The organism is Streptomyces sp. NPDC101160 (assembly GCF_044768205.1).
In the GTDB taxonomy this organism is placed as follows: domain Bacteria; phylum Actinomycetota; class Actinomycetes; order Streptomycetales; family Streptomycetaceae; genus Streptomyces.
Genome location: NZ_JBIWPJ010000009.1, coordinates 277,554 through 304,115 on the forward strand (window position 1 = coordinate 277,554; position 26,562 = coordinate 304,115).

The following is a 26,562-nucleotide window of genomic DNA, read 5'->3' on the forward strand; positions in this document are numbered from 1 at the left end:
CGCCCGCGTGGGCGCCGTCCCGTGGTGGCCACCCGTCCCTCCCCCTAGGGCTTCGCCCTGGGGGCCCCAGCGGGACGATTGCCCACACGGGGGCGGCGCGGCTTCCCAAGGGCGCAGCCCGCCCGGGGTGGGCAGAGCGGCGTCCCAGGCGGGCTCGGCCTGCACGAGTTAGGCCTACGCACCGCTCGGGCGGGCGCCGCCACGCAGGGTGGCGAGGCAGGGCACATGGGTGTCGCCCCCGCAGGGGCGGCGGCTCAGGCTTGGCTGCTGTACGTGAGAGTGCGCGCTCGGCGCGTGCGCCATCGCATGCCGTTGACCTGGCCCGGCTCGTCGCCGATCACATAGCGCACCCGGCGGCCGTGGACCCGGCGCGCGGGCGCGCGGCAGCCGCGCGGGCGGCAGCCACGGGCGAGCGGGGCGTGGCGGCGGTCGCCTCCGTCGGCGCGCACGGCGGCGGCGCCCCGGGCGCTACGGCCCGGGACGTGCGGCGTGTCGTGACGGAAGCGGAGGTACATGCCGGGTCAGCCCCGCCCGTGGCGCAGGGCCGGGTGGGCGCCCGCGGCGACCAGGTCGGCGACGGCGGCCTTGGGGTCGCGGCCGGTGACCAGGGACTCGCCGACCAGGACCGCGTCGGCGCCGGCGTTGGCGTACGCGATCAGGTCGTGCGGGCCACGGATGCCGGACTCGGCGACCTTGACGATGCCGGCCGGGACCTCGGGGGCGACGCGCTCGAAGGTGGAGCGGTCGACCTTGAGGGTCTTCAGGTTGCGCGCGTTGACGCCGATGATGCGGGCGCCGGCGCCGACGGCCCGCTCGACCTCCTCCTCGTCGTGGACCTCGACCAGCGGGGTGAGCCCGATGGACTCGGCGCGCTCGATGAGGGAGACGAGGGCCTCCTGCTCCAGGGCCGCGACGATGAGCAGCGCGAGGTCCGCGCCGTACGCCCGGGCCTCCCAGAGCTGGTAGGCGGTGACGATGAAGTCCTTGCGCAGGACCGGGATGTCGACCCGGGCCCGTACGGCTTCGAGGTCGGCGAGCGAACCGCCGAAGCGGCGCTGCTCGGTGAGGACGGAGATGACGGCGGCACCGCCCGCCTCGTAGTCGGCGGCGAGACCCGCCGGGTCGGCGATGGCGGCGAGTGCGCCCTTGGACGGGCTGGAGCGCTTGACCTCGCAGATCACCTTGACGCCGTCACCGCGCAGTGCGGCGACACCGTCCTTGGCCTGCGGCGCCTTTGCGGCGCGCTCCTTGAGCTCGTCGAGGGAGACCCGCGCCTGCCGCTCTGCGAGGTCGGCGCGCACGCCTTCGATGATCTCGTCGAGCACACTCACGCGAGAGGCCCCCTTCCGGGATTCGATGAACACGGTTCAGCCAGGTCGATGGTATCCGCAGGTGGGCCCCGGACCCGCATCGATTGGAGCCGCGTCCCATTTGCTGGGACTTCCCGCGCTGGTCAGGGGGCGAGCGCGGAGCCGAAGGGGAGGTTCCTTACGAGGGTGAATACCCCCAGAACGGCACCGATCACCCACCACCAGGCCGGGGAGATCGCGAGCCGCATGGGAATGCCGCGGATGGCACGAATCAGCCACAGGGTCATCACGACGGCGAAGACGCCGTAGCCGACGACGGCGAGGGCGTTGTAGCCGAGGGCGGCGCCGAGGTCTCCGTGGACGAAGGCGTGGGCGCTGCGCAGGCCGCCGCAGCCGGGACAGTAGATGCCGGTGAAGCGGAGCAGGGGGCAGACGGGGTAGTGCCCGGGTTCGCCCGGGTCGACGGTGCCGACGTACGCGAAGGCCGCCGCGACCCCGGCGAGCGCGCCGACCGGCGCGAACAGCCGCCGCGCCAGCGGCCTGGGCGGCGGCGGAGGACCGTAGGGAGCGTGCGCCGGATACGGCATGTGCGCCGTGTACGCCGCGTCCGGCGCGTGCGCCACGGACGGCGGGTACGGCGCGTGCGCCACGGACGGCACGTGCGCTGCCGGCGCCGTCTCCAGCGCGTACGTCGCGTTCGATGCGTGCGCCGCATCCGGCGCGTGCGCCGCGGACTGCGCGTCGGTCGCGTCCGGCGCTGACGACTCGTGCGCTGCGTGCGGCGCGGTCGGCGCGTACGTCGCCGGGCCCGCGGGTTCGGGCGCGGCCGCCGGCGTCGGGTTCGGGTCCATCCGGTGATTGTCACCGTTGACGCGCGAAGGCGCAGCCCCGTGTCGCGGGACTGCGCCTTCCGGGCGATGCGGTGCCTCAGGCGCGGCTCTGCTCCAGGACGCGGGCGGTCGCGGCCTCGCGGGCGGCGACGACGGCGGCGGATTCCTTCGGCATGCCGAGGCCCGCGATCTTCATCGCGCCACCGACGACACCGCCGAGGAGGATGACACCGATACCGGCCCAGAAGCCCGGACCGTTCGCCGCCACCATGAAGACTCCGGCGATGCAGAAGCCGATGAAGGAGATGATGACACCGGTCCAGGCGGCCGGGGTGTGTCCGTGGGCGCTGCCCGCCATGAGTTGCTCCTCGTTGATGTTGCTCGGTGGTGACGTCTCAGTGACATCTCATTGTTCCGCACATGCGGCCGCGGCGGTGAATCGGGGTGCCCGAACGATCACGCGTCGCATCCGCGGGGAGCCGCCTCAGTCGCCGTGCGTCGGGTCCTCGCCGCGGTCGAGGGCCTTCCACAGGTCCTCGGGGCGGTCGGGGTCGACGGCGGCGGCCTGGCCGCGGCGGGCGGCGCGCGGGGTGCCGGAGCGCTCGTAGCGGCCGCCCATCGCGGGCCAGGACTTGCCGAAGCGCAGCGCGAAGAGCCCGGCGACCAGGATGAGCAGGGCGCCGGCGGTGGCGACGTACGGCCAGACGGTGTGGCTGAGGCTGCCGACGGCGGCCGCGGTGTTGCCGCTGACCCTGGCCGCCTCCGCGTTCAGCGCGTCGCTGTCGGAGGCGCCGAGGACGGCGGCGAGGGCCGCGCCCGCGCCGCTGAGGGCGAGCAGGGCGGCGACCAGGGTGCGGCCGGCGCGGCGGACGGCGAAGACGGCGACGAGCGCGGCCAGGCCGACGATCGCGAGGGCGGTCGGCACGCCGGTGACGGCGCCGCCGTCGGCCGTGACGGGGACGGAGCCGCCGCCGACGGACGCGGTGCCCTCGGCCCACTTCTGGCCGGCGGAGAGCAGTACGACGGTGGCTCCGAGGGCGCCGAGCAGCAGGGCCACGGCCAGGCTGCGGCGGGCGCCGGAGGAGGCGGCGCCGCCCGGACGGGCGGCTCGGGGCTGGGGTACGGGTACGGCACTCACATACCCCACTATCCCCTACCGACTCGGCGGCGACTCATCCGGTCGCGGTCAACCCGTGGTGACGTTCCCCGTCATCCGGTTGGCGGTGTGGACGGCGCGGAGCACCGCCGCCGCCTTGTTGCGGCACTCGTTGTCCTCGGCGACCGGGTTCGAGTCGGCGACGACACCGGCTCCGGCCTGCACGTACGCCGTTCCGTCGCGCAGCAGGGCGGTACGGATGGCGATGGCCGTGTCGGAGTCGCCGGCGAAGTCGAGGTAGCCGACGCAGCCGCCGTACAGGCCGCGCCGGGACGGCTCCAGCTCCTCGATGATCTGCATCGCGCGCGGCTTGGGCGCCCCGGAGAGGGTGCCGGCCGGGAAACAGGCGGTGAGGACGTCGAAGGCGGTCTTCCCCTCGGCGACCTTGCCGGTCACGGTGGAGACGATGTGCATGACGTGCGAGTAGCGCTCGACCGACATGAAGTCGACGACCTCGACGGAGCCCGGCTCGCAGACCCGGCCCAGGTCGTTGCGGCCGAGGTCGACGAGCATGAGGTGCTCGGCGCGCTCCTTGGGGTCGGCGAGCAGCTCCTCGGCGAGGTCGTGGTCCTCCTGCGGTGTGGCGCCGCGGTGCCGGGTGCCGGCGATGGGGTGGACCATCGCGCGGCCGTCCTCGACCTTGACCAGGGCCTCGGGCGAGGAGCCGACGACGTCGAAGCCGTTCTCGAAGCGGAAGAGGTACATGTACGGGGACGGGTTGGTGGCCCGCAGCACCCGGTAGACGTCGAGCGCGGAGGCCGTGCAGGGCGTCTCGAACCGCTGCGAGGGCACCACCTGGAAGGCCTCGCCGGCCCGGATGCGCTCCTTGATGTCCTCGACGGCGTCCTGGTAGGCCGGGCCGCCCCAGAGCGCGGAGAACTCGGGCAGGGCGGACTCCGGCAGCGCGACCGGGGTGGAGGCGACGGGGCGGGCCAGGTCGGCCTCCATCGCGTCGAGGCGGGCGACGGCGTGCGCGTACGCCTCGTCGACGCCGGTCTCCAGGTCGTTGTGGTTGATCGCGTTGGCGATCAGGAGCACCGAGCCGTCCCAGTGGTCGAGGACGGCGAGGTCGCTCGTGAGCAGCATGGTGAGCTCGGGCAGCTTCAGGTCGTCGGTGCCGTGCTCGCCGATGCGCTCCAGGCGGCGCACGATGTCGTAGCCGAGGTAGCCGACCATGCCGCCGGTGAACGGGGGCATCCCGGACGAGAGGTCGCGCGGGGTGTGCAGGGTCTCCACGGTGGCGCGCAGGGCGGCAAGAGGGTCGCCTTCGACGGGGACGCCGACCGGCGGGGTGCCGAGCCAGTGCGCCTCGCCGTCCCTGACGGTGAGGGTGGCGTCGCTGCGGACGCCGATGAAGGAGTAGCGGGACCAGCTGCGGCCGTTCTCCGCGGATTCGAGCAGGAAGGTGCCGGGGCGTTCGGCCGCCAGCTTGCGGTAGAGCCCGACCGGGGTGTCGCCGTCAGCGAGGAGCCTGCGGCTGACGGGGATGACGCGGCGGTCGGCCGCCAGCTTGCGGAAGGTCTCGAGATCCATGGCGCCAGACCCTACTCGGCCGCGAGGAGGACGTCGGTGTCGAAGCAGGTGCGGGTGCCCGTGTGGCAGGCGGCGCCGACCTGGTCGACCTTCACGAGCAGCGTGTCGGCGTCGCAGTCGAGGGCGACGGCCTTGACGTGCTGGACGTGGCCGGAGGTGTCGCCCTTCACCCAGTACTCCTGACGGCTGCGGGACCAGTAGGTGGCGCGGCCGGTGGTGAGGGTGCGGTGCAGCGCCTCGTCGTCCATCCAGCCGAGCATGAGCACCTCGCCGGTGTCGTGCTGCTGGGCGATGGCGGGGACCAGGCCGTCGGCGCTGCGCTTGAGGCGCGCGGCGATGGCCGGGTCGAGGTCGCTGGAGGTCCGGGGCGGCGTACTGCTGCTCATTTCGCCATTGTGCGTGACCGTGGGTGTTGTCCGGCGGGGCGTCCACAGGACGGACCGGTAGGTCCGGTCGGCGGGCAGCCACGGGTGGGCGGCGACCGGTGCCGGTGCGGCCGTGGGGCGGACGAGTGGCCGGGGCCCGCTGGGCGGAGCGGGCGCGGGGGTCGTACGCTGGCGGGCATGTCGACCCATGCCAAGCGTGAACGGCTTCTGCTCGCCGACCTGTTGGAGGCGGCCGGTCCCGACGCGCCGACGCTCTGCGAGGGGTGGCGCACCCGGGACCTGGCGGCGCACGTGGTGGTGCGGGAGCGCCGGCCGGACGCGGCGGCGGGCGCGGTGGTGCCGTTGCCGGCGCTGAAGGCGCGGCTCGACCGGGTGCAGGCGGAGTTCGCCGAGAAGCCGTACGAGGAGCTGGTCCAGCTCATCCGTACGGGCCCGCCGAAGCTGTCCCCGTTCACGATCAAGCAGGTGGACGAGGGCGCGAACGTCGTCGAGTTCTACGTCCACGCCGAGGACGTGCGCCGGGCGCAGCCGGACTGGTCGGCGCGCGCGCTCGACCCGGTGTTCGCGGACGCGCTGTGGTCGCGCCTGGAGAAGTCGGCGCGGCTGCTCGGCCGGAAGGCGCCGGTGGGTCTGGTGCTGCGCCGCCCGGACGGGCAGACGGTGGTGGCGCACCGCGGCGCCCCGGTGGTGACGGTGTCCGGGGAGCCGGGCGAGCTGACCATGTTCCTGTTCGGGCGGCAGGACGCGGCGAAGGTGGAGCTGGACGGCGAGCCGGAGGCCGTGGAGCGGCTGCACTCGACGAAGCAGCTGGGGATCTGAGCTACGCCCCGGGCAGTTCGGCCTTGCGCAGGGCCGGGACCAGCAGGGCGTACACGCCGCTCAGCGCGCAGACCGCGGCGCTGACGGCGAAGACCGGGCCGGGGCCCCAGAGGCCGATGGCGGCGCCGGTGACCGGGAAGCTCAGCGGGGCGAGACCGAGCGAGCAGAGGCTGGAGACGGCGGAGACCCGGCCGAGGTACGCGGGGTCGCACTCGGTCTGGACGAGGGCGTTGCACAGCGCCCCGGAGAGTCCGGCGAGCAGGCCGATGGAGAGGGCGACGCCGACGGCCACGGGCAGCAGGGGTACGTAGGCGAGGGCGCCGATCGAGACGGCGCCGAGCACCATGGTCCAGCCGCTGACGGCTCCGGCGCGCGGGACGCGCCCCCACACGGTCAGGAGCAGCGAGGCGGCGCCCGCGCCCGTACCGAAGCCGAAGAGCACCCAGCCGATGCCGGAGGCGCCCCAGCCGCGCTGTTCGGCGAGGACGGCGAGGCCGACGTTGAGCGGGCCGACGAAGCCGAGGTCGCTGAGGAGCACGACGATCATCATGTGGCCGAGGACGCGGTGGCCGCGCAGGTAGCGGAGCCCGTCGGTGAGGTCGCGCAGGGCGGTGCCGTCGGCCTCCGCGCCCTCGGAGGGCAGTGCGTGCAGCTTCAGCGCGCACAGCAGCGGCAGGGAGAGGGCGAAGAGCACGCCGGCGACCGTGAAGGCGGTGGCGGAGCCGCCGACGGCGACGGCGAGGCCGCCGAGCGGGGCGCCGAGGACGGAGCCCATGCGGTACGCGATCCCGCGCATGCCCTGGACGCGGGCGAGCTGGTCGCGCGGGGCGATCCGGGGTGGCAGGGCGCCGACGGCCGGCAGGAAGAGGGCGTCGACGGCGCCGAAGACGAGGGCGACGGCGGCCAGGATCCACAGGCCGGGCGAGGCGAGGAACAGGGTCGCGGCGAGTCCGAGGGCGACCAGGCAGCGGACGGTGTCGGAGCCGATGACGACCCGGCGCGGGCCGAGCCGGTCGGCGACCACTCCCCCGAACAGCATGAGCAGGGCGCGCGGGACGGCGGAGACGGTCATGACGAGGCCGGCCTGGGCGGGGGTGCCGCTGCTGACGGCGGCCCAGGACAGGGCGAGGTAGTAGACGCTGTCGCCGAGGGTGGAGGCGGTGAAGGCGCCGAGCCAGCGCAGGACCTGGGGGTCGCGGTGGGCGGGGCGGGCGGCGATGACGGGGGCGGCGGCGGTCGTGGTCACGGTGCTCAGCCCCGGTAGGGGAAGCCGTGGAGGTGGACGGCGACGTTCTCGCGGCCCTCGGTGTCGCCGGCGGCCTCGGCGGCGCGGGCCGCCTGGTCGTACTTCCTGAGCAGCGCGTCGAGCTCCTTGCCGAGGGCGGCGAGTTCGGCGGCGGTGAGGCGCGGCAGCCACTCGGAGCTGATGGCGGCGGAGCGCCACTCGTCGGGCCAGGTGAGCCGCTCGTCGAGGAAGCGGCGGTACATCTCGGTGCGCTGCTCGTTGACGGTGCGGCCGAAGGCGGCGCTCGCGGCGGCGAGTTCGGGGGCGCCGTTCATGTCCTCCTCGTGGACGCTGAAGCCGTAGGAGCTGGGCTGCCACCACCGCTCCCGCCCGTCCGCCGACTGCGCCTCGGCCTCCTCGATCAGCCCGTGCTCGGCGAGCTTGCGCAGGTGGTAGCTGACCAGCGACACGGCCTCATCGACCTGTTCGGCGAGCTGCGAGGCGGTGGCGGTACGGGCGACGAAGAGGGCGCGGTAGAGGCGCAGGCGCAGCGGGTGCGCGATGGCCTTGAGGGTGCCCAGGTCGTCGATGCGGCGGTTCTCCGGCGAGGTCATGTCCATGACCGTAGATACGAAAGAAAACTTGCGCAACAGAAATTGCACAAATAATCCTGTGCGTCTCGCGCATGAAGGCGCAAGAAGAAGGGCCCCCGAGGGGGCCCTTCTTGGAGACTGCGGAAAAGCGGAACGACGGTCAGCGGACCTCGTGGCCCGTCTCCCGCAGCGTCTGCTTGACCTCGCCGATCCGCAGATCGCCGAAGTGGAAGACGGAGGCCGCGAGCACCGCGTCCGCGCCCGCGTCGATGGCCGGCGGGAAGTCGGACAGCTTGCCGGCGCCGCCGGAGGCGATCACCGGCACGGTGACGTGCTTGCGCACGGCCGCGATCATCTCGATGTCGTAGCCGTCCTTGGTGCCGTCCGCGTCCATCGAGTTGAGCAGGATCTCGCCCGCACCCAGGTCGGCGGCCCGGTGCGCCCACTCGACGGCGTCGATGCCGGTGCCCTTGCGGCCGCCGTGCGTCGTCACCTCGAACGAGCCGGAGGCCGTACGGCGGGCGTCGACGGACAGCACGAGGACCTGGCGGCCGAAGCGCTCGGCGATCTCACGGATCAGCTCGGGACGCGCGATGGCGGCCGTGTTGACGCCCACCTTGTCGGCGCCGGCCCGCAGCAGCTTGTCGACGTCCTCGGCGGAGCGGACGCCGCCGCCCACCGTGAGCGGGATGAAGACCTGCTCGGCGGTGCGGCGCACCACGTCGTAGGTGGTCTCCCGGTTGCCGGAGGAGGCGGTGATGTCGAGGAAGGTCAGCTCGTCGGCGCCCTCGGCGTCGTACAGCTTGGCCATCTCGACGGGATCGCCGGCGTCCCGCAGGTTCTGGAAGTTGACTCCCTTGACGACCCGGCCGTTGTCCACGTCCAGGCAGGGGATCACGCGTACGGCGAGGCTCATGCCGCACCTCCCTCGGTGAAGTCCGGTCGGTACGCCTCGACCTCGACCTCGACGACGAGGCGCGGGTCGACGAAGCCGGAGACGATGATCATCGACGCGGCGGGGCGGACGGCGTCGAACAGCTCCTTGTGGGCGCGGCCGACCTCCTCCACGTCCCGGGCGTGGGTGATGTACATCCGGGTCCGCACGACGTGCTCGGGGCCCAGGTCCAGCTGCTTCAGGGCGCCGAAGGCCACGTTGAAGGAGTTGATCGCCTGCTCGTACGGGCCGCCGTCGGCGATGGCGCCGTCGACGACCGACGTGCAGCCGGAAACGAGCACGGTGCCGTTCGGCAGCTCCACCGCGCGGGAGTAGCCGAACTGCTCCTCCCAGGGAGCGCCCGTCACCACCTTCCTCAGCGCGTCGCTCATGCGGAAGCCACCGCCTCCAGCGCCTCCTCGAGGGTGAACGCCTTCGCGTACAGCGCCTTGCCGACGATCGCGCCCTCGACACCCAGCGGCACGAGACCGGCGAGCGCGCGCAGGTCGTCCAGGGAGGAGACGCCGCCGGAGGCGACGACGGGCTTGTCGGTGGCGGCGCAGACGTTGCGCAGCAGCTCCAGGTTGGGGCCCTGGAGGGTGCCGTCCTTCGCGATGTCGGTGACGACGTAGCGGGCGCAGCCCTCGGAGTCGAGGCGGGCCAGCGTCTCGTAGAGGTCGCCGCCGTCGCGGGTCCAGCCGCGGCCCTTCAGCGTGGTGCCGCGCACGTCGAGCCCGACGGCGATCTTGTCGCCGTGCTCGGCGATGACCTTGGCGACCCACTCGGGGGTCTCCAGGGCGGCGGTGCCCAGGTTGACGCGGGTGCAGCCGGTGGCGAGGGCCGCGGCGAGCGAGGCGTCGTCGCGGATGCCGCCGGAGAGCTCCACCTTGATGTCCATGGCCTCGGTGACCTGGCGGACCAGGTCCCGGTTGTCGCCGGTGCCGAACGCGGCGTCCAGGTCGACCAGGTGCAGCCACTCGGCGCCGGCGCGCTGCCACGCGAGGGCGGCCTCCAGCGGGGAGCCGTAGGAGGTCTCGGTGCCGGACTCGCCGTGGACGAGCCGGACCGCCTGGCCGTCGCGGACGTCGACGGCGGGGAGGAGTTCGAGCAGGCTTGCAGGCGACACGGTCACAGGGTTCCGATCCAGTTGGTGAGGAGCTGGGCGCCGGCGTCGCCGGACTTCTCGGGGTGGAACTGGGTCGCCCAGAGGGCGCCGTTCTCCACCGCGGCGACGAACGGCTCGCCGTGGGTGGCCCAGGTGACCTTCGGAGGGCGCATGGTGGTGTTGCCGATCTCCAGGGTCCAGTCGCGGACCGCGTAGGAGTGCACGAAGTAGAACCGGGCGTCGGCGTCCAGGCCGGCGAACAGCTCGCTGCCGGCGGGCGCGTCCACGGTGTTCCAGCCCATGTGGGGCACGACCGGCGCGTTCAGCGGCTCGACCGTGCCGGGCCACTCGTCGAGGCCCTCGGTCTCGACGCCGTGCTCGATGCCGCGGGCGAAGAGGATCTGCATGCCGACACAGATGCCCATGACGGGCCGTCCGCCGGAGAGCCGGCGGCCCACGATCCAGTCGCCGCGGGCCTCCTTGAGGCCCTGCATGCAGGCGGAGAAGGCGCCCACACCGGGGACGAGGAGCCCGTCGGCGTTCATGGCCGTGTCGTAGTCGCGGGTGATCTCGACGTCGGCGCCGACCCGGGCCAGGGCCCGCTCGGCGGAGCGGACGTTGCCGAAGCCGTAGTCGAAGACCACGACCTTCTTGGAGGTTCCGGTCGTCGTCATGACCACACGTCCAGGCGCAGGAGACCGGCCGCGAGGCACATCGCGGCACCGAAGGCGAGTACGCCGACGAGGCTCTTGGACTGCTTCTGCTTGACGAAGGAGTAGACGCCGCCGAGGAGGAAGAGGCCGACGACGATGAGGACGGTGGAGAGGCCGTTCACGGTTACAGCGCGCCCTTCGTGGAGGGGAGGATGCCGGCGGCGCGCGGGTCGCGCTCGGAGGCGTAGCGGAGCGCCCGGGCGAGCGCCTTGAACTGGCACTCGACGATGTGGTGCGCGTTGCGACCGTACGGGACGTGGACGTGCAGGGCGATCTGCGCCTGCGCGACGAAGGACTCCAGGATGTGCCGGGTCATCGTCGTGTCGTAGGAGCCGATCATCGGCGCCATGTTCTCGGGCTCGGTGTGCACCAGGTAGGGGCGGCCGGAGAGGTCGACGGTGACCTGGGCGAGCGACTCGTCCAGCGGGACGGTGCAGTTGCCGAAGCGGTAGATGCCGACCTTGTCGCCGAGGGCCTGCTTGAAGGCGGCGCCGAGGGCGAGGGCGGTGTCCTCGATGGTGTGGTGCGTGTCGATGTGCAGGTCGCCGTCGGTCTTCACGGTCAGGTCGAACAGACCGTGCCGGCCGAGCTGGTCGAGCATGTGGTCGTAGAAGCCGACCCCGGTCGACACGTCGACCTTGCCGGTGCCGTCGAGGTCGATCTCGACGACGACGGAGGTCTCCTTGGTGGTGCGCTCAACGCGGCCTACGCGGCTCATGCGTTCTGCTCCTTCTTCAGCTCACGAACCGCGTCGAGGAACGCGTCGTTCTCTTCGGGGGTGCCGGCGGTGACCCGCAGCCAGCCCGGTACGCCGTTGTCCCGGACCAGGACGCCCCGGTCGAGGATCTTCTGCCAGGCCGCGTGGGAGCCCTCGGCTCCGTCGAAGCGGCCGAACTGGACGAAGTTGGCGTCGGACTCGGTGACCTCGTAGCCGATCGCGCGCAGCTCGGCGACCAGCCGGTCGCGCTCGGCCTTGAGCTGCTCGACGTACCCGAGGAGGGTGTCGGTGTGCTCCAGGGCGGCGAGCGCGGTGGCCTGGGTGACGGCGGAGAGGTGGTACGGCAGGCGGACCAGCTGGACGGCGTCGACCACGGCGGGGTGGGCGGCGAGATAGCCGAGGCGCAGGCCCGCGGCGCCGAACGCCTTGGACATGGTCCGGGAGACCACCAGGTTCGGGCGGCCCTCGAGGAGGGGCAGCAGCGAGTCCCGGTGGCTGAACTCCACATAGGCCTCGTCGACGACGACGAGCGCTCCCGCGCCGGGCCTGGCGGCCTGGGCGGCCTCGTAGAGAGCGAGAACCGTCGCCGCCTCGACCGCCGTCCCCGTGGGGTTGTTGGGCGAGGTGACGAAGACGACGTCCGGCGCGTTCTCGGCGATCGCGCTGACAGCGGCCGCCACGTCGATGGTGAAGTCCTCGTTGCGCGGGCCGGAGATCCAGCCGGTGCCGGTGCCGCGGGCGATCAGGGCGTGCATCGAGTACGAGGGCTCGAAGCCGATCGCGGTGCGACCGGGGCCGCCGAAGGTCTGCAGCAGCTGCTGGAGGACCTCGTTGGAGCCGTTGGCCGCCCAGACGTTCTCCAGGGCGACCGGGTGCTTGCCGGTACGGGTGAGGTAGCGGGCCAGCTCGGTGCGGAGCTCGACGGCGTCCCGGTCGGGGTAGCGGTTGAGGCCGCGGGCGGCCTCGGCGACCCGCTCCGCGATCCGGGCCACGAGCGGCTCGGGCAGCGGGTAGGGGTTCTCGTTGGTGTTCAGCTGGACGGGCACGTCGAGCTGCGGCGCGCCGTACGGGGACTTGCCCCGGAGCTCGTCGCGGATCGGCAGGTCGTCGATCCCGATGGTGTGGGTGTTGCGCTGGGTCACTTGCTCTCGGGAACCTTCCATCCGAACCGCGCCTTGATCGCGGCGCCGTGCGCGGGCAGGTCCTCCGCCTCGGCGAGGGTCACCACGTGGTGGGCGACCTCGGCGAGGGCGTCACGGGTGTAGTCCACGATGTGGACGCCGCGGAGGAAGGACTGCACGGACAGGCCCGAGGAGTGGCAGGCGCAGCCGCCGGTGGGCAGCACGTGGTTGGAGCCCGCGCAGTAGTCGCCGAGGGAGACCGGCGTCCAGGGGCCGACGAAGATCGCGCCCGCGTTGCGGACCCGGTCGGCGACGGCGGCGGCGTCGGCGGTCTGGATCTCCAGGTGCTCCGCGCCGTAGGCGTCGACGACCTTGAGTCCGTCCGCCAGGTCGCGGACGAGGACGATCGCGGACTGCCGGCCGGCCAGGGCCGGGACGATCCGGTCGTCGACGTGCTTGGAGGCGGCGACCTGGGTCTTCAGCTCGGCCTCGGTGGCCTCGGCGAGCTCCTCGGAGTCGGTGACGAGGACGGAGGCGGCCATCGGGTCGTGCTCGGCCTGGCTGATCAGGTCGGCGGCGATGTGCACCGGATCGGCGGTGGCGTCCGCGAGGACCGCGATCTCCGTCGGGCCGGCCTCGGCGTCGATGCCGATGCGGCCCTTGAGGAGGCGCTTGGCGGCGGCGACGTAGATGTTGCCGGGTCCGGTGACCAGGTTGACCGGGGCGCAGCCGGGCTCGTCGGCGGTGCCTTCGGTGCCGTACGCGAACATGGCGACGGCCTGGGCGCCGCCGGCGGCGTAGACCTCGTCGACGCCGAGGAGGGCGCAGGCGGCGAGGATCGTCGGGTGGGGCAGGCCGCCGAACTCACGCTGCGGCGGCGAAGAGACGGCGATGCCCTCGACGCCGGCCTCCTGGGCCGGGACGACGTTCATGACGACGGAGGACGGGTAGACGGAGCGGCCGCCCGGCACGTACAGGCCGACGCGCTCGACCGGGATCCACTTCTCGGTGACCGTGCCGCCGGGCACGACCTGGGTGGTGTGGGTGGTGCGGCGCTGGTCGCGGTGGACCATGCGGGCGCGCCGGATGGACTCCTCGAGGGCGGCTCGGACGGCCGGGTCGAGCTCGTCGAGGGCGCGGGCGATGGCCTCGGCCGGAACGCGCAGGCTCTCGACGCGGACGCCGTCGAATTTCTCCCCGTAGTCGATCACCGCGGCCGCGCCATGATGCCGTACGTCCTCGCAGATGGGCCGCACCTTCTCCAGGGCGGCTTCCACGTCGAACTCGGCACGGGGCAGCAGGTCGCGCAGGGCGGAACCCTCGGGGAGGGCCTCGCCACGCAGATCGATTCGAGAGATCACGGGTCAATTCTCTCAGACGCCCCTCAGGGCCGGACTCCCGTATCACTGGCTGATACGGACCGCTCTGCCGTCTGATACGCACCACTGGCGTCTTGTCGCCACACCTGACCGTTAGCGTTCAGTCCGTCACACAGCGGGAAGAACGGCTGTACGAATCCGGGAAAGCGGAATCGTGGAAAGCGAGGGGGCGGCAGTGACCGAGCCGCGCGAGGACGACGGGATGCCGGAGGGCCTGACCGGGCCCGAGCGGGTGATGTGGAGCGCGTTCCGGGTGGGCAGGACGTGCGATCTGCGGGAGGGGGTCGCGGAGCGGGACGATCCGTTCGCGGTGCGGGAGGTGTGGGGCGAGGAGCGCAGCGTGCGGGCGGACGTGGTGGCGCTGCTGCTGCTCGACGGCCCGCCGGCGCGGGCCGGGCGGGTCGCCGCGCTGAAGCTGCGCGGGGTGCGGATCACCGGGGTGCTCAATCTGGCGGGCGGCGAGATAGGGCCGTACGTGGAGCTGAACGGCTGCCGGTTCGACCACGAGGTGGTGCTGCCGGAGGCCAAGTTCGGCACGCTGCGGATGGTCGAGTGCGCGATACCCCGGCTGGAGGCGGCCCGGCTGCACACCGCGGGCGATCTGCATCTGCCGCGCTGCCGGGTGGAGCGGGGCATCCGGCTGACCGACGCCCAGATCGGCACGGACCTGCTGATCAACCAGATCCGGGTGTGGCCGGACCGGCGCGGCCGGGCCATCACGGCGGACGGCATGGTGGTCGCCCAGGACTTCCAGGCCGAGCTGATCGAGACGTACGGGGAGCTGAGCCTGCGCGGGGCGCGGGTCGGCGTGTCGCTGAGCCTGCGCGGCAGCGTGCTGCGCGGTGCCCAGCAGCGCCGCGCGCTGAACGCGCCGCAGCTGACGGTGGAGCGCACGCTCTATCTGAACGCGGCGTGGGTGTACGAGAGCTCGGGGAACGCGACGGCCACGCCGCCGTACGGGGTGACGCCGGCCCAGGGCGCCCGGCGCAAACCGGTCGAGTGCCACGGCGGGGTGCGGCTCGACGACGGCCGCTTCGGCGACTCGGTCGACCTGCACTACGCCCGCTTCCTGCTCGACGGCTCGCGCCGCGAGGAGCTGTCGCTGCGCCGGATAGTGACACCGGAGCTGCGGTTCAACGGAGAGCGCCCCGAGGAGGGCCGGGTGGTGCTCAACGGGGCGAAGGTGGTGACGCTGATCGACCTGTCCAGCAGCTGGCCGGGCCCGGGCGGGCTCGCGATGGGCGGTTTCGTCTACGAGACGCTGGTGCCGTACGGGCACTTCCCGCTGGCCCGGCGCCTGGAGTGGGTCGCGGCGGCCACCCCGGAGTACGCGCCGGAGCCGTACGAGCGCCTGGCGACCGTGCTGCGCAGCAGCGGCGAGGACGCGGACGCGCGCGAGGTGCTGCTCGCCAAGCAGCGGCGGCGCCGGGAGACGCTGCCGGTGGGGGCGAAGCTGTGGGGCTATGTGCAGGACCTGGCGGTGGCCTACGGCTACCGGCCGGGGCGGGCGGCGCTGTGGATGGCGGTGCTGTGGGCGGCGGGCACGTTCGCCTTCGCGCACTACACGCCCGTGCCGCTGAAGGCGGACGAGGCCCCGCACTGGAGCGCGGCGCTGTACGCGCTGGATCTGCTGCTGCCGGTGATCGATCTGGGCGAGGTCGGCGCCTGGCGCCTCGAAGGCTTCTGGCAGTGGGCGTCGACGGCGCTGGTCCTGGCCGGCTGGGTGCTCGCGACGACGGTGGCGGCGGGGGCCTCGCGGCTGCTCAGGAGAGGGTGACGCCGGGGCGGTACGCAGCGGCGCGGCGGGGCGGGGCCAGGGCGCGGCGCGGCGGCACGCAGGGGGCGCGGCGGGACGGTGGGCAGGGCGCGGTGGGGGGCGGTGCCAGGGGGCGGTGCCAGGGGGCGGTGGAGGGCGGTGCCCAGGGGGCGCGGCGGGCAAACCGAGGGGGTCGCATGAGCACCGGTTCGCCCCGATCTTTACGCTGTCTTGACTCCTGTCAGCACAACCTTCCCGCCGCCACCAAAGCTTCACAGGCCGCCACTGGCGCCGCCCTCACCTGCGGTTTTCAATGTTTGGCACGATGTCCTTGCTCCGCGCCCTGATCGGCACCTCCCGACTGGTCCGGCACTCCCCGCGGCTCGCCGCCGGGCTCCCGCCGGACGACGACGTGCTGCTCGACGCGCCGGACGGGCGGCTCGGGCCGGCCCTGGTCGCCGCCGCGCTCGCCGACCCGGAGCCGGCGGCCAAGCTCCTCGCCACCACCCGGGACGCCGAGGAGTGGGAGGACCGGGACCGCTACGTGGCCCGGCTGAGCGCCTTCGCCTACCGCCGGGACGGCTGGCTGGAGCACTGGCTGGCGGCCGCCCCGCAGGATCCGGACGCGCTGCTCGTCAAGGCGCAGCTCGCGGTGCGCCGGGCCTGGGACTCCCCCGCCCGGGCGGAGCGGCTGCGCGAGCTCGGGCCGCTGATCGAGGCGGCGGCCGAGGCGGCGCCGCGCGATCCGGTGCCGTGGCGGCTGGCCCTGGACCACGCGCGCGGCGCGCACGCGGGGCACGCGGCCTTCGAGGCGCTGTGGGAGCAGGCGCTGCGCCGCGCCCCGCGCCACTACGGCAGCCATGTCGCCGCGCTGAAGTACCTGTCGGCACAGTGGTACGGCTCGCACCGCGAGTGCTTCGACTTCGCCGAGGACGCCGCGGAGGACGCGCTGCCCGGCTCGCTCGTCCAGGCGCTGCCGGTGCGGGCGGCGTTCGCGCAGCTGATCGCCGGGTCCGACGTGGGGCACGGGGTGGCGGGCGACCGGATCGACGCGGCGGCCGACCGGGCGCTCGCGCTGTCGGCGGAGTATCCGGCGGGCGATCTGTGGCCGGCCGAGGTGCGCAACCTGCTCGTGCACGTCCTGGTGGAGCGGGGCCGCTGGCACGACGCGCTCGCCGAGTTCGGGCGGATCGGGCCGCAGGCGACCTCGTTCCCCTGGACCCTGGTCGCCGACGACCCGCTGCGCGGCTTCCTGGACACCCGGACCGGCGCCGTACGGGAGGTGGCGCGGCGCACTCCGCTGCGCGCGGGCACACGGCCGGGCACGACGGCGGGGACGACGGCGGGGACGCGCGCTGAAACGGGACCAGGGACGGGGCCCGGGACGACGGCGGGAGCGACCACGGGGACGCGCGCGGAAACAGGGCCGGGGACGGCGGCGGGCGCCCGGGCCGGGGACGGCGGCGGGCAGCGGAGCGGGACGTTCCCCGCGTGGGACGGACAGGATGCGGGACGGCCCGGTCGGGGCGGGTCCGGCGGCCATTACGCTTGACCGCTGTGACCACCGCTCGTCTGCCTCTCTTCCCGCTCAACGCGGTGCTGTTCCCGGGCCTCGTGCTGCCCCTGAACGTCTTCGAGGAGCGCTATCGCGCCATGATGCGCGAGCTGCTCAAGACGGACGAGTCCGAGCCGCGGCGCTTCGCCGTCGTCGCCATCCGCGACGGCCGCGAGGTCGCGCCGACCGCGCCCGGCCTGCCGGACCAGACGGCGCTGCCGGAGAAGGGCCCGGCGGCCGGCTTCGGTCCCGATCCCGCCCAGGCGTTCCACCGGGTCGGCTGCGTCGCCGACGCGGCGTCGATCCGGGAGCGCGCGGACGGCGGCTTCGAGGTGATGTGCACCGGCACCAGCCGGGTGAAGCTGCTGTCGGTCGACGCGAGCGGCCCGTTCCTGACCGCCGAGGTCGAGGAGATCCCGGAGGAGCAGGGCGAGGAGGCCGAGGAGCTCGCGGAGGGCGTGCTGCGCGCCTTCCGCGCGTACCAGAAGCGGCTGGCGGGCGCCCGGGAGCGCTCGCTGACCACCAGCGAGCTGCCGGACGACCCGTCGGTGGTGTCGTATCTGGTGGCCGCCGCGACCGTGCTCGACACCCCGGCGAAGCAGCGGCTGCTCCAGGCGCCGGACACGGCGACGCGGCTGCGCGAGGAGCTGGCGCTGCTGCGCAAGGAGACGGCGGTGCTGCGCCACCTTCCGTCGCTGCCGGCCGTGGAACTGACCCGCGCGCCGACCAGCCCGAACTGAGCCCGACACCCCAGTCCTGCGAGGAGAGCCCGGCGTGGCGAAGAAGCAGAAGAAGAACGCCGGGGGCACCCCGGCGACGGTGGCCCTCGCGGCGGCCGGCACGGCGTACACCCTGCACGCCTACGACCACGACCCGGCGGCCCCCTCGTACGGCGAGGAGGCGGCGGAGGCGCTCGGCGTCACTCCGGACCGGGTGTTCAAGACGCTGGTCGCGGACGTCGACGGCGAGCTGACCGTCGCGGTCGTCCCGGTGGCCGGCCAGCTCGACCTGAAGGCCCTCGCCTCGGCGGTCGGCGGCAAGCGCGCGGCGATGGCCGACCCGGCGGCGGCCGAGCGCACCACGGGGTACGTCCGCGGCGGCATCTCCCCGCTGGGCCAGCGCAAGCGGCTGCGTACGGTCCTGGACGCGTCGGCGTCGGACCACGCCACGATCTGCATCTCGGCCGGCCGCCGCGGCCTGGAGGTCGAGCTCGCTCCCCAGGACCTGGCGGCCCTCACCGGCGCGGTCCTGGCGCCCATCGGCCGGGGCTGAGCCCGCGACTGCTGAGCCCGGCCGCGAGCCCGGCAGCCGTCAGCTCTGCGGCTCCTGCGGTGCCTGGGGTGTCTGAGGTGCCTGCGGGTTCGGCAGCGGCGGCCAGGCGCCGTCCTCCTCGGGCTCCGGGTCGCGCGGGCCGAAGAGGGCGGTGAGCGCGAGGTGGATGATCATCGCGGCGATCGGCCAGGCCAGCATCGCCGCGAAGCCCATGCCGAGTTCGAGCGGCGCGTCGAAGGGGACCTTGGGGCCGACGGCCTTGGCGTGGGCGACGACATCGCGCTCCCCGCCGAACCAGACGCCCACGCCCCACGCGAGCAGCGAGCCGAGGATGCCGCCGAGCGCGAGGCCGAGCACCAGGGCGACGCCGCCGCGCCGGTGCACCAGGAAGACGAGGGCCGCGGCGACGGCCCCGAAGCCGAGCGCGAGCAGGACAAACGTTCCGTCGGCGCCGATCGCGGACTCCGCCTCGCTGTTGCGCAGGAAGACCGCCTTGCCGTCGGAGATCAGCGAGACCCGCGGCGCGAGCCACAGCCACAGCAGCCCGAGCAGCGCGCCGAGGGCCCCGGACACGGCCGCCACCACGGCGGCCTGCCGGATCTCGGTCGCCGTCCCGGGCCCGTCCTCGGTGGGCGGCACGGGTGAGGGCGGCGGCCAGGCTGAGTCGTGCGGCGGCTGGTGCGGCGGAGTCAGAGGTGCGGTCACCACGCCATCGTGCCAGGTACGGCTGTGAGTCGCCTCAGCGGATCATCTGATCGTCCACCGCAAGGCGAGTGAGCCGAAGGGGCGCGACGGGGGAACAGTCCCGAGCACGGTCGGGACTGTGAGCCCGGCTCAAGCGCCCCGGAGGCGAACCGTGCCTCAGAAGGGGGGTCAGCGCACCGCGGCTCGGCGGTACGCCCAGGTCGCCACCGCCAGCGAGCCCACGCCCACCGCCGCGCACACCCCGAGGTCCAGGCAGACCGCCGTCCAGTCCGGGTGCGCGTCGAAGGTGCGGGCGAGGGCCTCGACACCGTACGTGGAGGGCAGCAGGTCGCGGGCCCAGGCGATCGGCGCGGGCATGCGGTCGGCGGGCAGCACGCCCAGGAGCAGGGCCGCGGACATGCCGAGCTGGCCGAGGAGGGTGGCGAGCTCCTGCCGGGGGGCGAGCAGGCCGAGGGCCGCGCCGAGGCCGGCGAGGGCCGCGCCGGACAGCGGGACGACCGCCGCCAGGATCCACAGGTGGCCGAGCGGGAGCCCGAAGAGCACCGATCCGACGACCGCGGTCACCACCGTGCCGGGCACGGTGAAGGAGGCGTACGCACCGGCCGCGCCGAGCACCACGGACGCGGGCGGCACGGGCAGCGTGGCGTAGTGGTCGAGGCCGCCGCCGGCCCGCAGCTGCCCGAAGTACTGGGCGAGCAGGTTGAGCGCGACGAAGGCGACGACGAGCACGGCGGAGCCGGCCACCACGGACCGGGCCTCCGAGCCGCCGTCGACGACCCCGCGCATCAGGATCATGATGCCGATGGACTGGAAGGTCGCCACGAAGAGCAGCGGGATGCGGGCGACCCGGGCGCGGCTGAGCTGTGCCCGGTAGACGGCGCCGAGCGCGGGCAGCAGCCGGGCGCGCGGGGCGAGCGGCGCGGCGGGCGCCTCGGGGGCGTCGCGGACCACGTCGACGGGAACGGCGGCGGCCGTCAGGGCCTCGGCGGGCAGGGTGCTCAAGTCGTCCAGCTCCTGACGGTCGACGGGTGGTACGTCACGCCTTCACCAGCCCCCGCGTCTCGCCGCCGAGCGCCAGGTACACGTCCTCCAGGCTCGGCGTCGCCAGGGTGAAGTCGTCGAGGGCCGCGAACGCCGCTCCGCCGGTCACCGCGGCGACCGCGGCCCGCGCCTCGTCGGGGCCGAGCCGCAGCACCCAGCGGCGGCCGGACTCCTGCGCGGAGACGCGCAGCGCGGCGACCTCGGGGACGTCGAGCGGGGCGCGCTCGCGCCAGACGAGCTCGACCCGCACCTCGCCCGCGACGCGTTCCTTGAGACCGGCGGGGGTGTCGCAGGCGATGACCCGGCCGCGGTCTATGACGGCGACCCGGTCGAGGACGGTCTCGGCCTCGATCACGTTGTGGGTGACGAGCAGCACGGTGGCGCCGTGTTCGGCGCGGCGCCGGTCGACGGCGGCCCAGACGGCGCGGCGGGCGACCGGGTCCATGCCGGTGGTGGGCTCGTCGAGGACGAGCAGGGGGCGCTCGCCGACGAGGGCGGCGGCGAAGCAGGCGAGCCGGCGCTGGCCGCCGGAGAGCTTCTTGAGGGGGCGGCCGGCGATCTCGCCGAGGCCGAGTTCGTCGAGGACGGCGTCGCGGGCGGCACGGGCCTCACGGGCGCCGAGGCCGCGCAGCCGGCCGGTGGTCTCGGCGGCGAGGGCGACGGTCAGCTCGTCGAGGGCGGTGGACTCCTGGCCGAGGTAGGCGAGGAGGCGGGCGGCGCGCTCGGGGTGGCGCACGATGTCGTGGCCGAGGATCCGGATGGTGCCGGAGTCGGGGCGCATCAGGCCGGTGAGCTGGCGGACGAGGGTGGACTTGCCGGCGCCGTTGGGTCCGAGCAGGCCGAAGATCTCACCGCCGCGCACATCGAGGCTGATCCCGTCGGTGGCCCGCACCTCGGGGGTCGCGGGCACGCCGCGTCTGCCGCGTGTGGCGGGGTACGTCCTGACCAGATCCCGCACCACGCACACCGTACTCACGAGGGATGAGCCTAAGGGGTGCCGCGGCTCTCCTCGGGCGCGGGGGCGTGTTGGGCGGCGGCGTGCATATCGATCTCGCGCCAGAATCCGGCCCGGATCGCGTAGCGGTCGTGTTCGTCGATCTGGTCGTCCTTGTGGGCGAGCAGTCCGAAGCGGGCGGCGTAGCGGAGCAGTTCGCCGTCGATGCGGTGCGGGATGCGCGGGTACATGGTGGCGAGTTTCGGTACGTGGCCGGGCTCGGGCAGCCGGTCGAGCCAGCGGCGCGCGAAGACCTGGCCGACCTCGTAGGGGTCGCCGCCCACGGTGGTGATGTCCTCCTCGCGGTCGGCCCAGCGCTGCTCGGCGCTGGTGAGCTGGGCGAGGGTGGGCAGGGAGGCGGTCTCGGCGGGTTCGCCGAGCGAGGGGGCGGGGCGGTCGATCCAGCCCTTGTCGGAGGACCAGCGGAGGGTGGCGCCGGCGGGGTGCGGGGCGGCCGGCGGGGTGGGGCCGCGCAGGCCGGCGAGGTCCTTGGGGGTGGGCACGCTGCGGCCGGTGGCGGGCGCGGGGACGCCGGAGCCGTTGACGGAGCCGTTCACGGATCCGTTCACGCGGTCGCCGGGGCCGGCGGCCAGGTCGGTCCGCGTGTCGTCCCGGCGCCCGGTGGCGGGTCCGTCGTGCGAGGCGGCCGCCGCGGCCGCCGCGGCGGCCCGTTCGGCGGAGGCGGCGAGCGCGGACTCGGGCAGCGGCGCGGAGAGGATCGCGGCGATCTCGGGGCGGGGCACCGGCGGCGGGGCGCACACTCCGTTGAGGTCCTTGGCGCGGATGGCGCGGGTGATCCAGGTCCGGTCGAGGACCCGGCGTTCGTCGGCCTCGGCGACCAGGTCCTCGGACTGGTTGTAGTCGCCGTCGGCGGCCTGGACGGCCCACAGGTGGACGGCGACGCCGTGTTCCTTGGCGGACATCAGGCCGGGCAGCAGGTCGCCGTCGCCGGTGACGAGGACGATGTCGGAGCAGGCGCGGTTGCGGGAGAGCTCGGTGAGCTCGGTGTGCATGGCCGCGTCGACGCCCTTCTGGGCCCAGCGCCCGTCGCTGCGGGTCAGGGCGCCGAGCCGGACGGTGACCCGGGGCAGCACGCGCAGCCGGCGGTGTTCGGGCTGGGGCACCCGGTCGGGCGCTCCGTCGAACCAGTAGATGCGCAGCAGGGGCTGCTGGGTGTCGGCCTCGGCGCGCTCGCGCAGCTGCTGGATGAGCGCGGCGTGGTCGACGGTGATCCGTGAGCGGGCCGGTTCCCCGGCGAGCAGGCTGGCGGCGGCCCCCAGCAGATAGCCGGCGTCCACCAGGACGACGCATCGGTCCACGTGTTCCACCCTCTTTCGCCGAACCTGCTCGGGAACCTCGGGATCGGAAGTGCTCCGGGTTCCTTCGAGTCTGCCCGACCGGGGTGGCGTTGACGTCCGGAACTGGATCATCGGCGTGGCGGATCTCACTCGGAATCCACTCGGGAACGACGCCTACTGTCCGTAATGATCCAAAATGCGACGCTTTCCGCCATGTGTGAGTCTGGCAGCGGCCCTGGCCCCCACACCCCCTTGAGGAGGCATCATCACCATGGCCAAGAACCGCAAGCAGGATCGCAGTCAGCAGTCGCCGCAGCGCGGCTCGCAGGCCGAGCGCGGCCAGCAGCAGGCCGAGCGCTCGTCGATGGAGTCCGTGTCCGAGTCGCGCGCATCGCAGGTCACGCCCGGCGACATGGCACGCAAGGGTCGGCAGAAGCGTTTCGGCCACAACTGACGTGTAGCCGCACGCGAGGGGCGCGCCCGTGACGACGGGCGCGCCCCTCGCGCGTGTGCGGACCGGAGCGTCTCCGGGGCCGGTCCGGCGGGATCCGGCCGTCGCGCTTCGTACGGAGCCGGGCTAGCCGGCCAGGCAGGACGGGCCGAGCAGCACCTTCAGGTCACCGAAGAGCGCCGGGTCGGGCTGCACCCGGTGCCGGTCGAGCCGCAGCACCGTGGTCTTGCGGGGACCCTGGAGCTTGATCCGGACCTCGGTGTTGCCCTTGTGGTGCCCCAGGATCTCGCCGAGGCGGCTGATCATCGGCGGGGTCACCTTCACCGTGGGGATGGTGAGGACGACCGGCGCGTTGGTGCCGGCGTTCGACAGGTCGGGGACCATCAGCTCCATCGCGACCAGCCGCGGGACGTCCTCGCGCTTGTCGAGGCGGCCCTTGACGAAGACGACCGCGTCCTCGACCAGCTGGGTGGAGACCAGCTGGTAGGTGGCCGGGAAGAACATGCACTCGATGGAGCCGGCCAGGTCCTCGACGGTGGCGATGGCCCAGGCGTTGCCCTGCTTGGTCATCTTCCGCTGGAGGCCGGAGATGATGCCGCCGATGGTGACGACCGCGCCGTCCGCGTGCTCGCCTCCGGTGAGCTGGGAGATGCCGGCGTCGGTCTTGTCCGACAGGACGTGCTCCAGACCGAAGAGCGGGTGGTCGGAGACGTACAGACCGAGCATCTCCCGCTCCTGGGCGAGCAGGTACGACTTCTCCCACTCGACGTCGGAGAACTCGACGTCGAGGCCGAAGCCCGGCTCGCTGCTGTCCTCGTCGCCCATGCCGCCGAAGAGGTCGAACTGTCCCTCGGCCTCCTTGCGCTTGACCGCCACCACGGTGTCGATCATCGGCTCGTGCTGGGCGACCAGGCCCTTACGGGTGTGGCCCATGGTGTCGAAGGCGCCGGCCTTGATCAGCGACTCGATCGTGCGCTTGTTGCAGACGACGGCCTCGACCTTGTCGAGGAAGTCGGGGAAGGAGCTGTACTTCCCCTTGCTCTTGCGCGTCTTGATGATCGACTCGACGACGTTGGAGCCGACGTTGCGGACGGCGGTGAGGCCGAAGAGGATCACGTCGTCGCCCTGGGCGGCGAAGTTCGCCTCGGACTCGTTGACGTTCGGCGGGAGCACCTTGATGCCCATGCGGCGGCACTCGTTCAGGTAGACGGCGGACTTGTCCTTGTCGTCCTTGACCGAGGTGAGCAGTCCGGCCATGTACTCGGCCGGGTGGTTGGCCTTGAGGTAGGCGGTCCAGTAGGAGACCAGGCCGTACGCGGCGGAGTGCGCCTTGTTGAAGGCGTAGCCGGCGAAGGGGACCAGGACGTCCCACAGGGCCTGGATGGCCTCGTCGCTGTAGCCGTTCTTCTTGGCGCCGGCCTGGAAGATGGTGAAGTTCTTCGCCAGCTCGTCGGGCTTCTTCTTGCCCATGACGCGGCGGAGGATGTCGGCCTCGCCGAGCGAGTAGCCGGCGATGATCTGGGCGGCCTTCTGCACCTGCTCCTGGTACACGATCAGGCCGTAGGTGACGTCGAGGACCTCCTTGAGGGGCTCCTCCAGCTCCGGGTGGATCGGAGTGATCTCCTGCTGCTTGTTCTTGCGCAGGGCGTAGTTCGTGTGCGAGTTCATGCCCATCGGGCCCGGGCGGTAGAGCGCGGACACGGCGGAGATGTCTTCGAAGTTGTCCGGCTTCATCAGCCGGAGCAGGGAGCGCATGGGGCCGCCGTCGAACTGGAAGACGCCGAGCGTGTCACCGCGCTGGAGCAGTTCGAAGGTCTTGGGGTCGTCGAGCGGGAGGGCGAGCAGGTCGAGGTCGATGCCCTTGTTCGCCTTCACCATCTTGACGGCGTCGTCCATGATGGTGAGGTTGCGCAGGCCGAGGAAGTCCATCTTCAGCAGGCCGAGCGACTCGCACTGCGGGTAGTCCCACTGCGTGATGGTGACGCCGTCGGTGTGCCGCACCCAGATCGGGGCGTGGTCGACGATCGGCTCGCTGGACATGATCACGCCGGCGGCGTGCACGCCCATCTGCCGGACCAGGCCCTCGACGCCCTTGGCGGTGTCGATGACCTTCTTCACGTCCGGCTCGTTCTCGTACATCGCCCGGATCTCGCCCGCCTCGCTGTAGCGCGGGTGGCTCGGGTTGGTGATGCCGTCGAGGTCGATGCCCTTGCCGAGGACGTCGGCGGGCATGGCCTTGGTGAGGCGGTCGCCCATCGCGTACGGGTAGCCGAGGACGCGGGCGGAGTCCTTGATCGCGTTCTTGGCCTTGATCTTGCCGTACGTGCCGATCATGGCGACCTTGTCGGCGCCGTACTTCTCGGTCACGTACCGGATCACCTCGACGCGCCGGCGCTCGTCGAAGTCGATGTCGACATCGGGCATCGAGATGCGCTCGGGGTTGAGGAAGCGCTCGAAGATCAGGCCGTGCGGGATGGGGTCGAGGTCGGTGATGCCCATGGCGTACGCGACGATCGAACCGGCCGCGGAGCCTCGGCCGGGGCCGACCGCGATGCCCTGCTTCTTGGCCCACATGATGAAGTCGGCGACGACGAGGAAGTAGCCCGGGAAGCCCATCGAGATGATGGTGTCCATCTCGTACTCGACCTGCTTCATGCGGTCCTCGGGGATGCCGTTCGGGAAACGGCGGTGCATGCCCCGCATGGTCTCCTCGCGGAACCAGGTGACCTCGGTGTAGCCCTCCGGGATGTCGAACTTCGGCATGAGGTTCTTGGCCTCGAACATGCCGGTGGTGTCGACCTGCTCGGCGACCAGCAGGGTGTTGGCGCAGCCCTGCTGCCAGGCGTCCGAGGAGTCGATGGCGTACATCTCGTCCGTGGACTTCAGGTAGTAGCCGGTGCCGTCGAACTTGAAGCGGTCGGGGTCCGAGAGGTTCTTGCCGGTCTGGATGCACAGCAGGGCGTCGTGGGCGCTGGCCTCGTGCGCGTAGGTGTAGTGCGAGTCGTTGGTGACCAGCGGCGGGATGCCGAGCTTCTTGCCGATCTCCAGGAGCCCGTCGCGGACCCGGCGCTCGATCTCGATGCCGTGGTCCATCAGCTCCAGGAAGTAACGGTCCTTGCCGAAGATGTCCTGGTACTCGGAGGCGGACTTCAGGGCCTCGTCGAACTGGCCGAGGCGCAGCCGGGTCTGCAGCTCGCCGGAGGGGCAGCCGGTGGAGGCGATCAGGCCCTCCGACCACTGGGAGATGGTCTCCTTGTCCATCCGGGGCCACTTCTGCAGCCAGCCCTCGGCGTAGGCGTCGGAGGAGAGCTTGAAGAGGTTGTGCAGACCGGTGGCGTTGGCCGCCCAGATCGTCTTGTGGGTGTAACCGCCCGAGCCGGAGACGTCGTCCTTCTTCTGGTGCGGCTGGCCCCACTGGATCTTGCGCTTGTTGCGGCGGGACTCGGGCGCCACGTACGCCTCGATGCCGATGATCGGGGTCACGCCGGCCTTCTTGGCCGAGTGGAAGAAGTCGTAGGCCCCGTGCAGGTTGCCGTGGTCGGACATGGCGATGTGGGTCATGCCCATCTCGTTGCACGCGTTGAACATGTCCTTCAGCCGCGCGGCACCGTCCAGCAGGGAGTACTGGGTGTGGACGTGGAGGTGCGTGAAGGGCGGCCTGGTCACGG

The 26,562-nt window shown here is 72.9% G+C and carries 27 protein-coding genes and 1 pseudogene; 6 read left to right on the top strand and 22 right to left on the bottom strand.

Features of this window, described 5'->3' with window-relative positions:
• Positions 1-254 precede the first annotated feature (254 nt).
• From trpM to hisI, 7 genes are all read right to left on the bottom strand, one after another.
• Entirely contained in the window at positions 255-515 is a 261-nt protein-coding gene (trpM, locus tag ACIRSU_RS29100) for a tryptophan biosynthesis modulator TrpM (protein WP_403798171.1), read from the bottom strand.
• Between the two features lie 6 nt (positions 516-521).
• Entirely contained in the window at positions 522-1,331 is an 810-nt protein-coding gene (trpC, locus tag ACIRSU_RS29105; protein ID WP_403798173.1) for an indole-3-glycerol phosphate synthase TrpC, read from the bottom strand.
• A 122-nt stretch (positions 1,332-1,453) separates the two neighbouring features.
• A complete protein-coding gene (locus tag ACIRSU_RS29110; protein ID WP_403798602.1) occupies positions 1,454-1,897 on the bottom strand; it encodes a DUF2752 domain-containing protein in 444 nt (147 codons plus the stop codon).
• Between the two features lie 340 nt (positions 1,898-2,237).
• A complete protein-coding gene (locus ACIRSU_RS29115) occupies positions 2,238-2,498 on the bottom strand; it encodes an HGxxPAAW family protein (RefSeq protein ID WP_403798175.1) in 261 nt (86 codons plus the stop codon).
• 126 nt (positions 2,499-2,624) lie between these two features.
• Entirely contained in the window at positions 2,625-3,287 is a 663-nt protein-coding gene (locus tag ACIRSU_RS29120; protein WP_403798178.1) for a TIGR02234 family membrane protein, read from the bottom strand.
• Positions 3,288-3,326: 39 nt separating this feature from the next.
• A complete protein-coding gene (locus ACIRSU_RS29125) occupies positions 3,327-4,829 on the bottom strand; it encodes an anthranilate synthase component I (RefSeq protein ID WP_403798181.1) in 1,503 nt (500 codons plus the stop codon).
• Between the two features lie 11 nt (positions 4,830-4,840).
• Positions 4,841-5,215 carry a phosphoribosyl-AMP cyclohydrolase gene (gene hisI / locus ACIRSU_RS29130; RefSeq protein ID WP_403798183.1) on the bottom strand — a complete coding sequence of 125 codons (375 nt, stop codon included), beginning with the start codon at positions 5,213-5,215 and terminating at the stop codon, positions 4,841-4,843.
• Between the two features lie 177 nt (positions 5,216-5,392).
• Here hisI and ACIRSU_RS29135 point away from each other — a divergent pair, with 177 nt between their 5' ends.
• Positions 5,393-6,034 carry a TIGR03085 family metal-binding protein gene (locus tag ACIRSU_RS29135; protein WP_403798186.1) on the top strand — a complete coding sequence of 214 codons (642 nt, stop codon included), beginning with the start codon at positions 5,393-5,395 and terminating at the stop codon, positions 6,032-6,034.
• A 1-nt stretch (position 6,035) separates the two neighbouring features.
• Here the strand turns inward: ACIRSU_RS29135 and ACIRSU_RS29140 are convergent, their stop codons facing one another.
• The 10 genes from ACIRSU_RS29140 to hisD all read right to left on the bottom strand — a co-directional run bounded on the left by ACIRSU_RS29140 (position 6,036) and on the right by hisD (position 13,804).
• Complete coding sequence (locus tag ACIRSU_RS29140; protein ID WP_403798188.1) at positions 6,036-7,280, bottom strand: MFS transporter; 1,245 nt, start codon at positions 7,278-7,280, stop codon at positions 6,036-6,038.
• 5 nt (positions 7,281-7,285) lie between these two features.
• The gene (locus ACIRSU_RS29145; protein ID WP_403798191.1) at positions 7,286-7,873 is read right to left on the bottom strand and encodes an ArsR/SmtB family transcription factor; all 588 of its coding nucleotides are present in this window, start codon (positions 7,871-7,873) and stop codon (positions 7,286-7,288) included.
• 139 nt (positions 7,874-8,012) lie between these two features.
• Positions 8,013-8,768, bottom strand: a complete 756-nt coding sequence (hisF, locus tag ACIRSU_RS29150) for an imidazole glycerol phosphate synthase subunit HisF (protein ID WP_403798194.1) — start codon at positions 8,766-8,768, stop codon at positions 8,013-8,015.
• Positions 8,765-9,178 (bottom strand): RidA family protein, encoded by a 414-nt coding sequence (locus ACIRSU_RS29155; RefSeq protein ID WP_403798197.1) that lies wholly within the window; start codon positions 9,176-9,178, stop codon positions 8,765-8,767. Before ACIRSU_RS29155 ends, hisF begins: the two co-directional genes overlap by 4 nt.
• Entirely contained in the window at positions 9,175-9,912 is a 738-nt protein-coding gene (gene priA, locus ACIRSU_RS29160; protein WP_403798200.1) for a bifunctional 1-(5-phosphoribosyl)-5-((5-phosphoribosylamino)methylideneamino)imidazole-4-carboxamide isomerase/phosphoribosylanthranilate isomerase PriA, read from the bottom strand. The genes ACIRSU_RS29155 and priA overlap by 4 nt, the downstream gene beginning before the upstream one ends.
• Positions 9,913-9,914: 2 nt before the next feature.
• Positions 9,915-10,565: an imidazole glycerol phosphate synthase subunit HisH gene (hisH, locus tag ACIRSU_RS29165; RefSeq protein WP_403798203.1), complete on the bottom strand. Its 651-nt coding sequence runs from the start codon at positions 10,563-10,565 to the stop codon at positions 9,915-9,917.
• Positions 10,562-10,726, bottom strand: a complete 165-nt coding sequence (locus ACIRSU_RS29170; RefSeq protein WP_389216257.1) for a hypothetical protein — start codon at positions 10,724-10,726, stop codon at positions 10,562-10,564. Before ACIRSU_RS29170 ends, hisH begins: the two co-directional genes overlap by 4 nt.
• Before the next feature lie 2 nt (positions 10,727-10,728).
• On the bottom strand, positions 10,729-11,322 hold the full coding sequence (hisB, locus tag ACIRSU_RS29175) for an imidazoleglycerol-phosphate dehydratase HisB (protein WP_389216254.1): 594 nt from the start codon (positions 11,320-11,322) through the stop codon (positions 10,729-10,731).
• Positions 11,319-12,464: a histidinol-phosphate transaminase gene (locus ACIRSU_RS29180; protein ID WP_403798206.1), complete on the bottom strand. Its 1,146-nt coding sequence runs from the start codon at positions 12,462-12,464 to the stop codon at positions 11,319-11,321. Before ACIRSU_RS29180 ends, hisB begins: the two co-directional genes overlap by 4 nt.
• Positions 12,461-13,804, bottom strand: a complete 1,344-nt coding sequence (hisD, locus tag ACIRSU_RS29185) for a histidinol dehydrogenase (protein WP_403798209.1) — start codon at positions 13,802-13,804, stop codon at positions 12,461-12,463. Before hisD ends, ACIRSU_RS29180 begins: the two co-directional genes overlap by 4 nt.
• Before the next feature lie 193 nt (positions 13,805-13,997).
• On the opposite strand from hisD, the gene ACIRSU_RS29190 reads away from it, so the two are divergent.
• The 4 genes and pseudogenes from ACIRSU_RS29190 (at position 13,998) to ybaK (ending at position 18,405) form a co-directional block, all read left to right on the top strand.
• Complete coding sequence (locus ACIRSU_RS29190; protein WP_403798212.1) at positions 13,998-15,599, top strand: oxidoreductase; 1,602 nt, start codon at positions 13,998-14,000, stop codon at positions 15,597-15,599.
• Positions 15,600-15,891: 292 nt separating this feature from the next.
• Positions 15,892-16,914: pseudogene (locus ACIRSU_RS29195) on the top strand (hypothetical protein); the annotation flags it as partial.
• 221 nt (positions 16,915-17,135) lie between these two features.
• Positions 17,136-17,873: an LON peptidase substrate-binding domain-containing protein gene (locus ACIRSU_RS29200; RefSeq protein ID WP_403798215.1), complete on the top strand. Its 738-nt coding sequence runs from the start codon at positions 17,136-17,138 to the stop codon at positions 17,871-17,873.
• Between the two features lie 34 nt (positions 17,874-17,907).
• Entirely contained in the window at positions 17,908-18,405 is a 498-nt protein-coding gene (ybaK, locus tag ACIRSU_RS29205) for a Cys-tRNA(Pro) deacylase (RefSeq protein ID WP_389216237.1), read from the top strand.
• 39 nt (positions 18,406-18,444) lie between these two features.
• Here ybaK and ACIRSU_RS29210 read toward each other — a convergent pair whose 3' ends face one another.
• From ACIRSU_RS29210 to ACIRSU_RS29225, 4 genes are all read right to left on the bottom strand, one after another.
• Entirely contained in the window at positions 18,445-19,110 is a 666-nt protein-coding gene (locus ACIRSU_RS29210; protein WP_403798219.1) for a DUF2567 domain-containing protein, read from the bottom strand.
• A gap of 168 nt (positions 19,111-19,278) precedes the next feature.
• Positions 19,279-20,112 (bottom strand): ABC transporter permease, encoded by an 834-nt coding sequence (locus ACIRSU_RS29215; RefSeq protein WP_403798222.1) that lies wholly within the window; start codon positions 20,110-20,112, stop codon positions 19,279-19,281.
• 34 nt (positions 20,113-20,146) lie between these two features.
• Positions 20,147-21,118: an ABC transporter ATP-binding protein gene (locus ACIRSU_RS29220; RefSeq protein WP_403798604.1), complete on the bottom strand. Its 972-nt coding sequence runs from the start codon at positions 21,116-21,118 to the stop codon at positions 20,147-20,149.
• A gap of 20 nt (positions 21,119-21,138) precedes the next feature.
• The gene (locus ACIRSU_RS29225) at positions 21,139-22,473 is read right to left on the bottom strand and encodes an NYN domain-containing protein (RefSeq protein ID WP_403798224.1); all 1,335 of its coding nucleotides are present in this window, start codon (positions 22,471-22,473) and stop codon (positions 21,139-21,141) included.
• A 241-nt stretch (positions 22,474-22,714) separates the two neighbouring features.
• Here ACIRSU_RS29225 and ACIRSU_RS29230 point away from each other — a divergent pair, with 241 nt between their 5' ends.
• Positions 22,715-22,897, top strand: coding sequence for a hypothetical protein (locus tag ACIRSU_RS29230; RefSeq protein ID WP_403798226.1), 183 nt, complete (start codon positions 22,715-22,717; stop codon positions 22,895-22,897).
• A 123-nt stretch (positions 22,898-23,020) separates the two neighbouring features.
• On the opposite strand, the gene dnaE is transcribed toward ACIRSU_RS29230, so the two are convergent.
• Positions 23,021-26,560, bottom strand: a complete 3,540-nt coding sequence (dnaE, locus tag ACIRSU_RS29235) for a DNA polymerase III subunit alpha (RefSeq protein ID WP_403798229.1) — start codon at positions 26,558-26,560, stop codon at positions 23,021-23,023.
• Between the last annotated feature and the right edge of the window lie 2 nt (positions 26,561-26,562).

Excerpts from the sequence above, each read along its gene's own strand:
- hisB (WP_389216254.1), bottom strand. The coding sequence starts at position 11,322 with ATGAGCCGCGTAGGCCGCGTTGAGCGCACCACCAAGGAGACCTCCGTC.
- ACIRSU_RS29145 (WP_403798191.1), bottom strand. The coding sequence starts at position 7,873 with ATGACCTCGCCGGAGAACCGCCGCATCGACGACCTGGGCACCCTCAAG.
- hisF (WP_403798194.1), bottom strand. The coding sequence starts at position 8,768 with ATGAGCCTCGCCGTACGCGTGATCCCCTGCCTGGACGTGGACAACGGC.
- hisH (WP_403798203.1), bottom strand. The coding sequence starts at position 10,565 with ATGACGACGACCGGAACCTCCAAGAAGGTCGTGGTCTTCGACTACGGC.
- hisI (WP_403798183.1), bottom strand. The coding sequence starts at position 5,215 with ATGAGCAGCAGTACGCCGCCCCGGACCTCCAGCGACCTCGACCCGGCC.
- ACIRSU_RS29110 (WP_403798602.1), bottom strand. The coding sequence starts at position 1,897 with ATGCCGTATCCGGCGCACGCTCCCTACGGTCCTCCGCCGCCGCCCAGG.
- ACIRSU_RS29155 (WP_403798197.1), bottom strand. The coding sequence starts at position 9,178 with ATGAGCGACGCGCTGAGGAAGGTGGTGACGGGCGCTCCCTGGGAGGAG.
- ACIRSU_RS29135 (WP_403798186.1), top strand. The coding sequence starts at position 5,393 with ATGTCGACCCATGCCAAGCGTGAACGGCTTCTGCTCGCCGACCTGTTG.
- trpM (WP_403798171.1), bottom strand. The coding sequence starts at position 515 with ATGTACCTCCGCTTCCGTCACGACACGCCGCACGTCCCGGGCCGTAGC.
- ACIRSU_RS29115 (WP_403798175.1), bottom strand. The coding sequence starts at position 2,498 with ATGGCGGGCAGCGCCCACGGACACACCCCGGCCGCCTGGACCGGTGTC.
- ACIRSU_RS29230 (WP_403798226.1), top strand. The coding sequence starts at position 22,715 with ATGGCCAAGAACCGCAAGCAGGATCGCAGTCAGCAGTCGCCGCAGCGC.
- ACIRSU_RS29125 (WP_403798181.1), bottom strand. The coding sequence starts at position 4,829 with ATGGATCTCGAGACCTTCCGCAAGCTGGCGGCCGACCGCCGCGTCATC.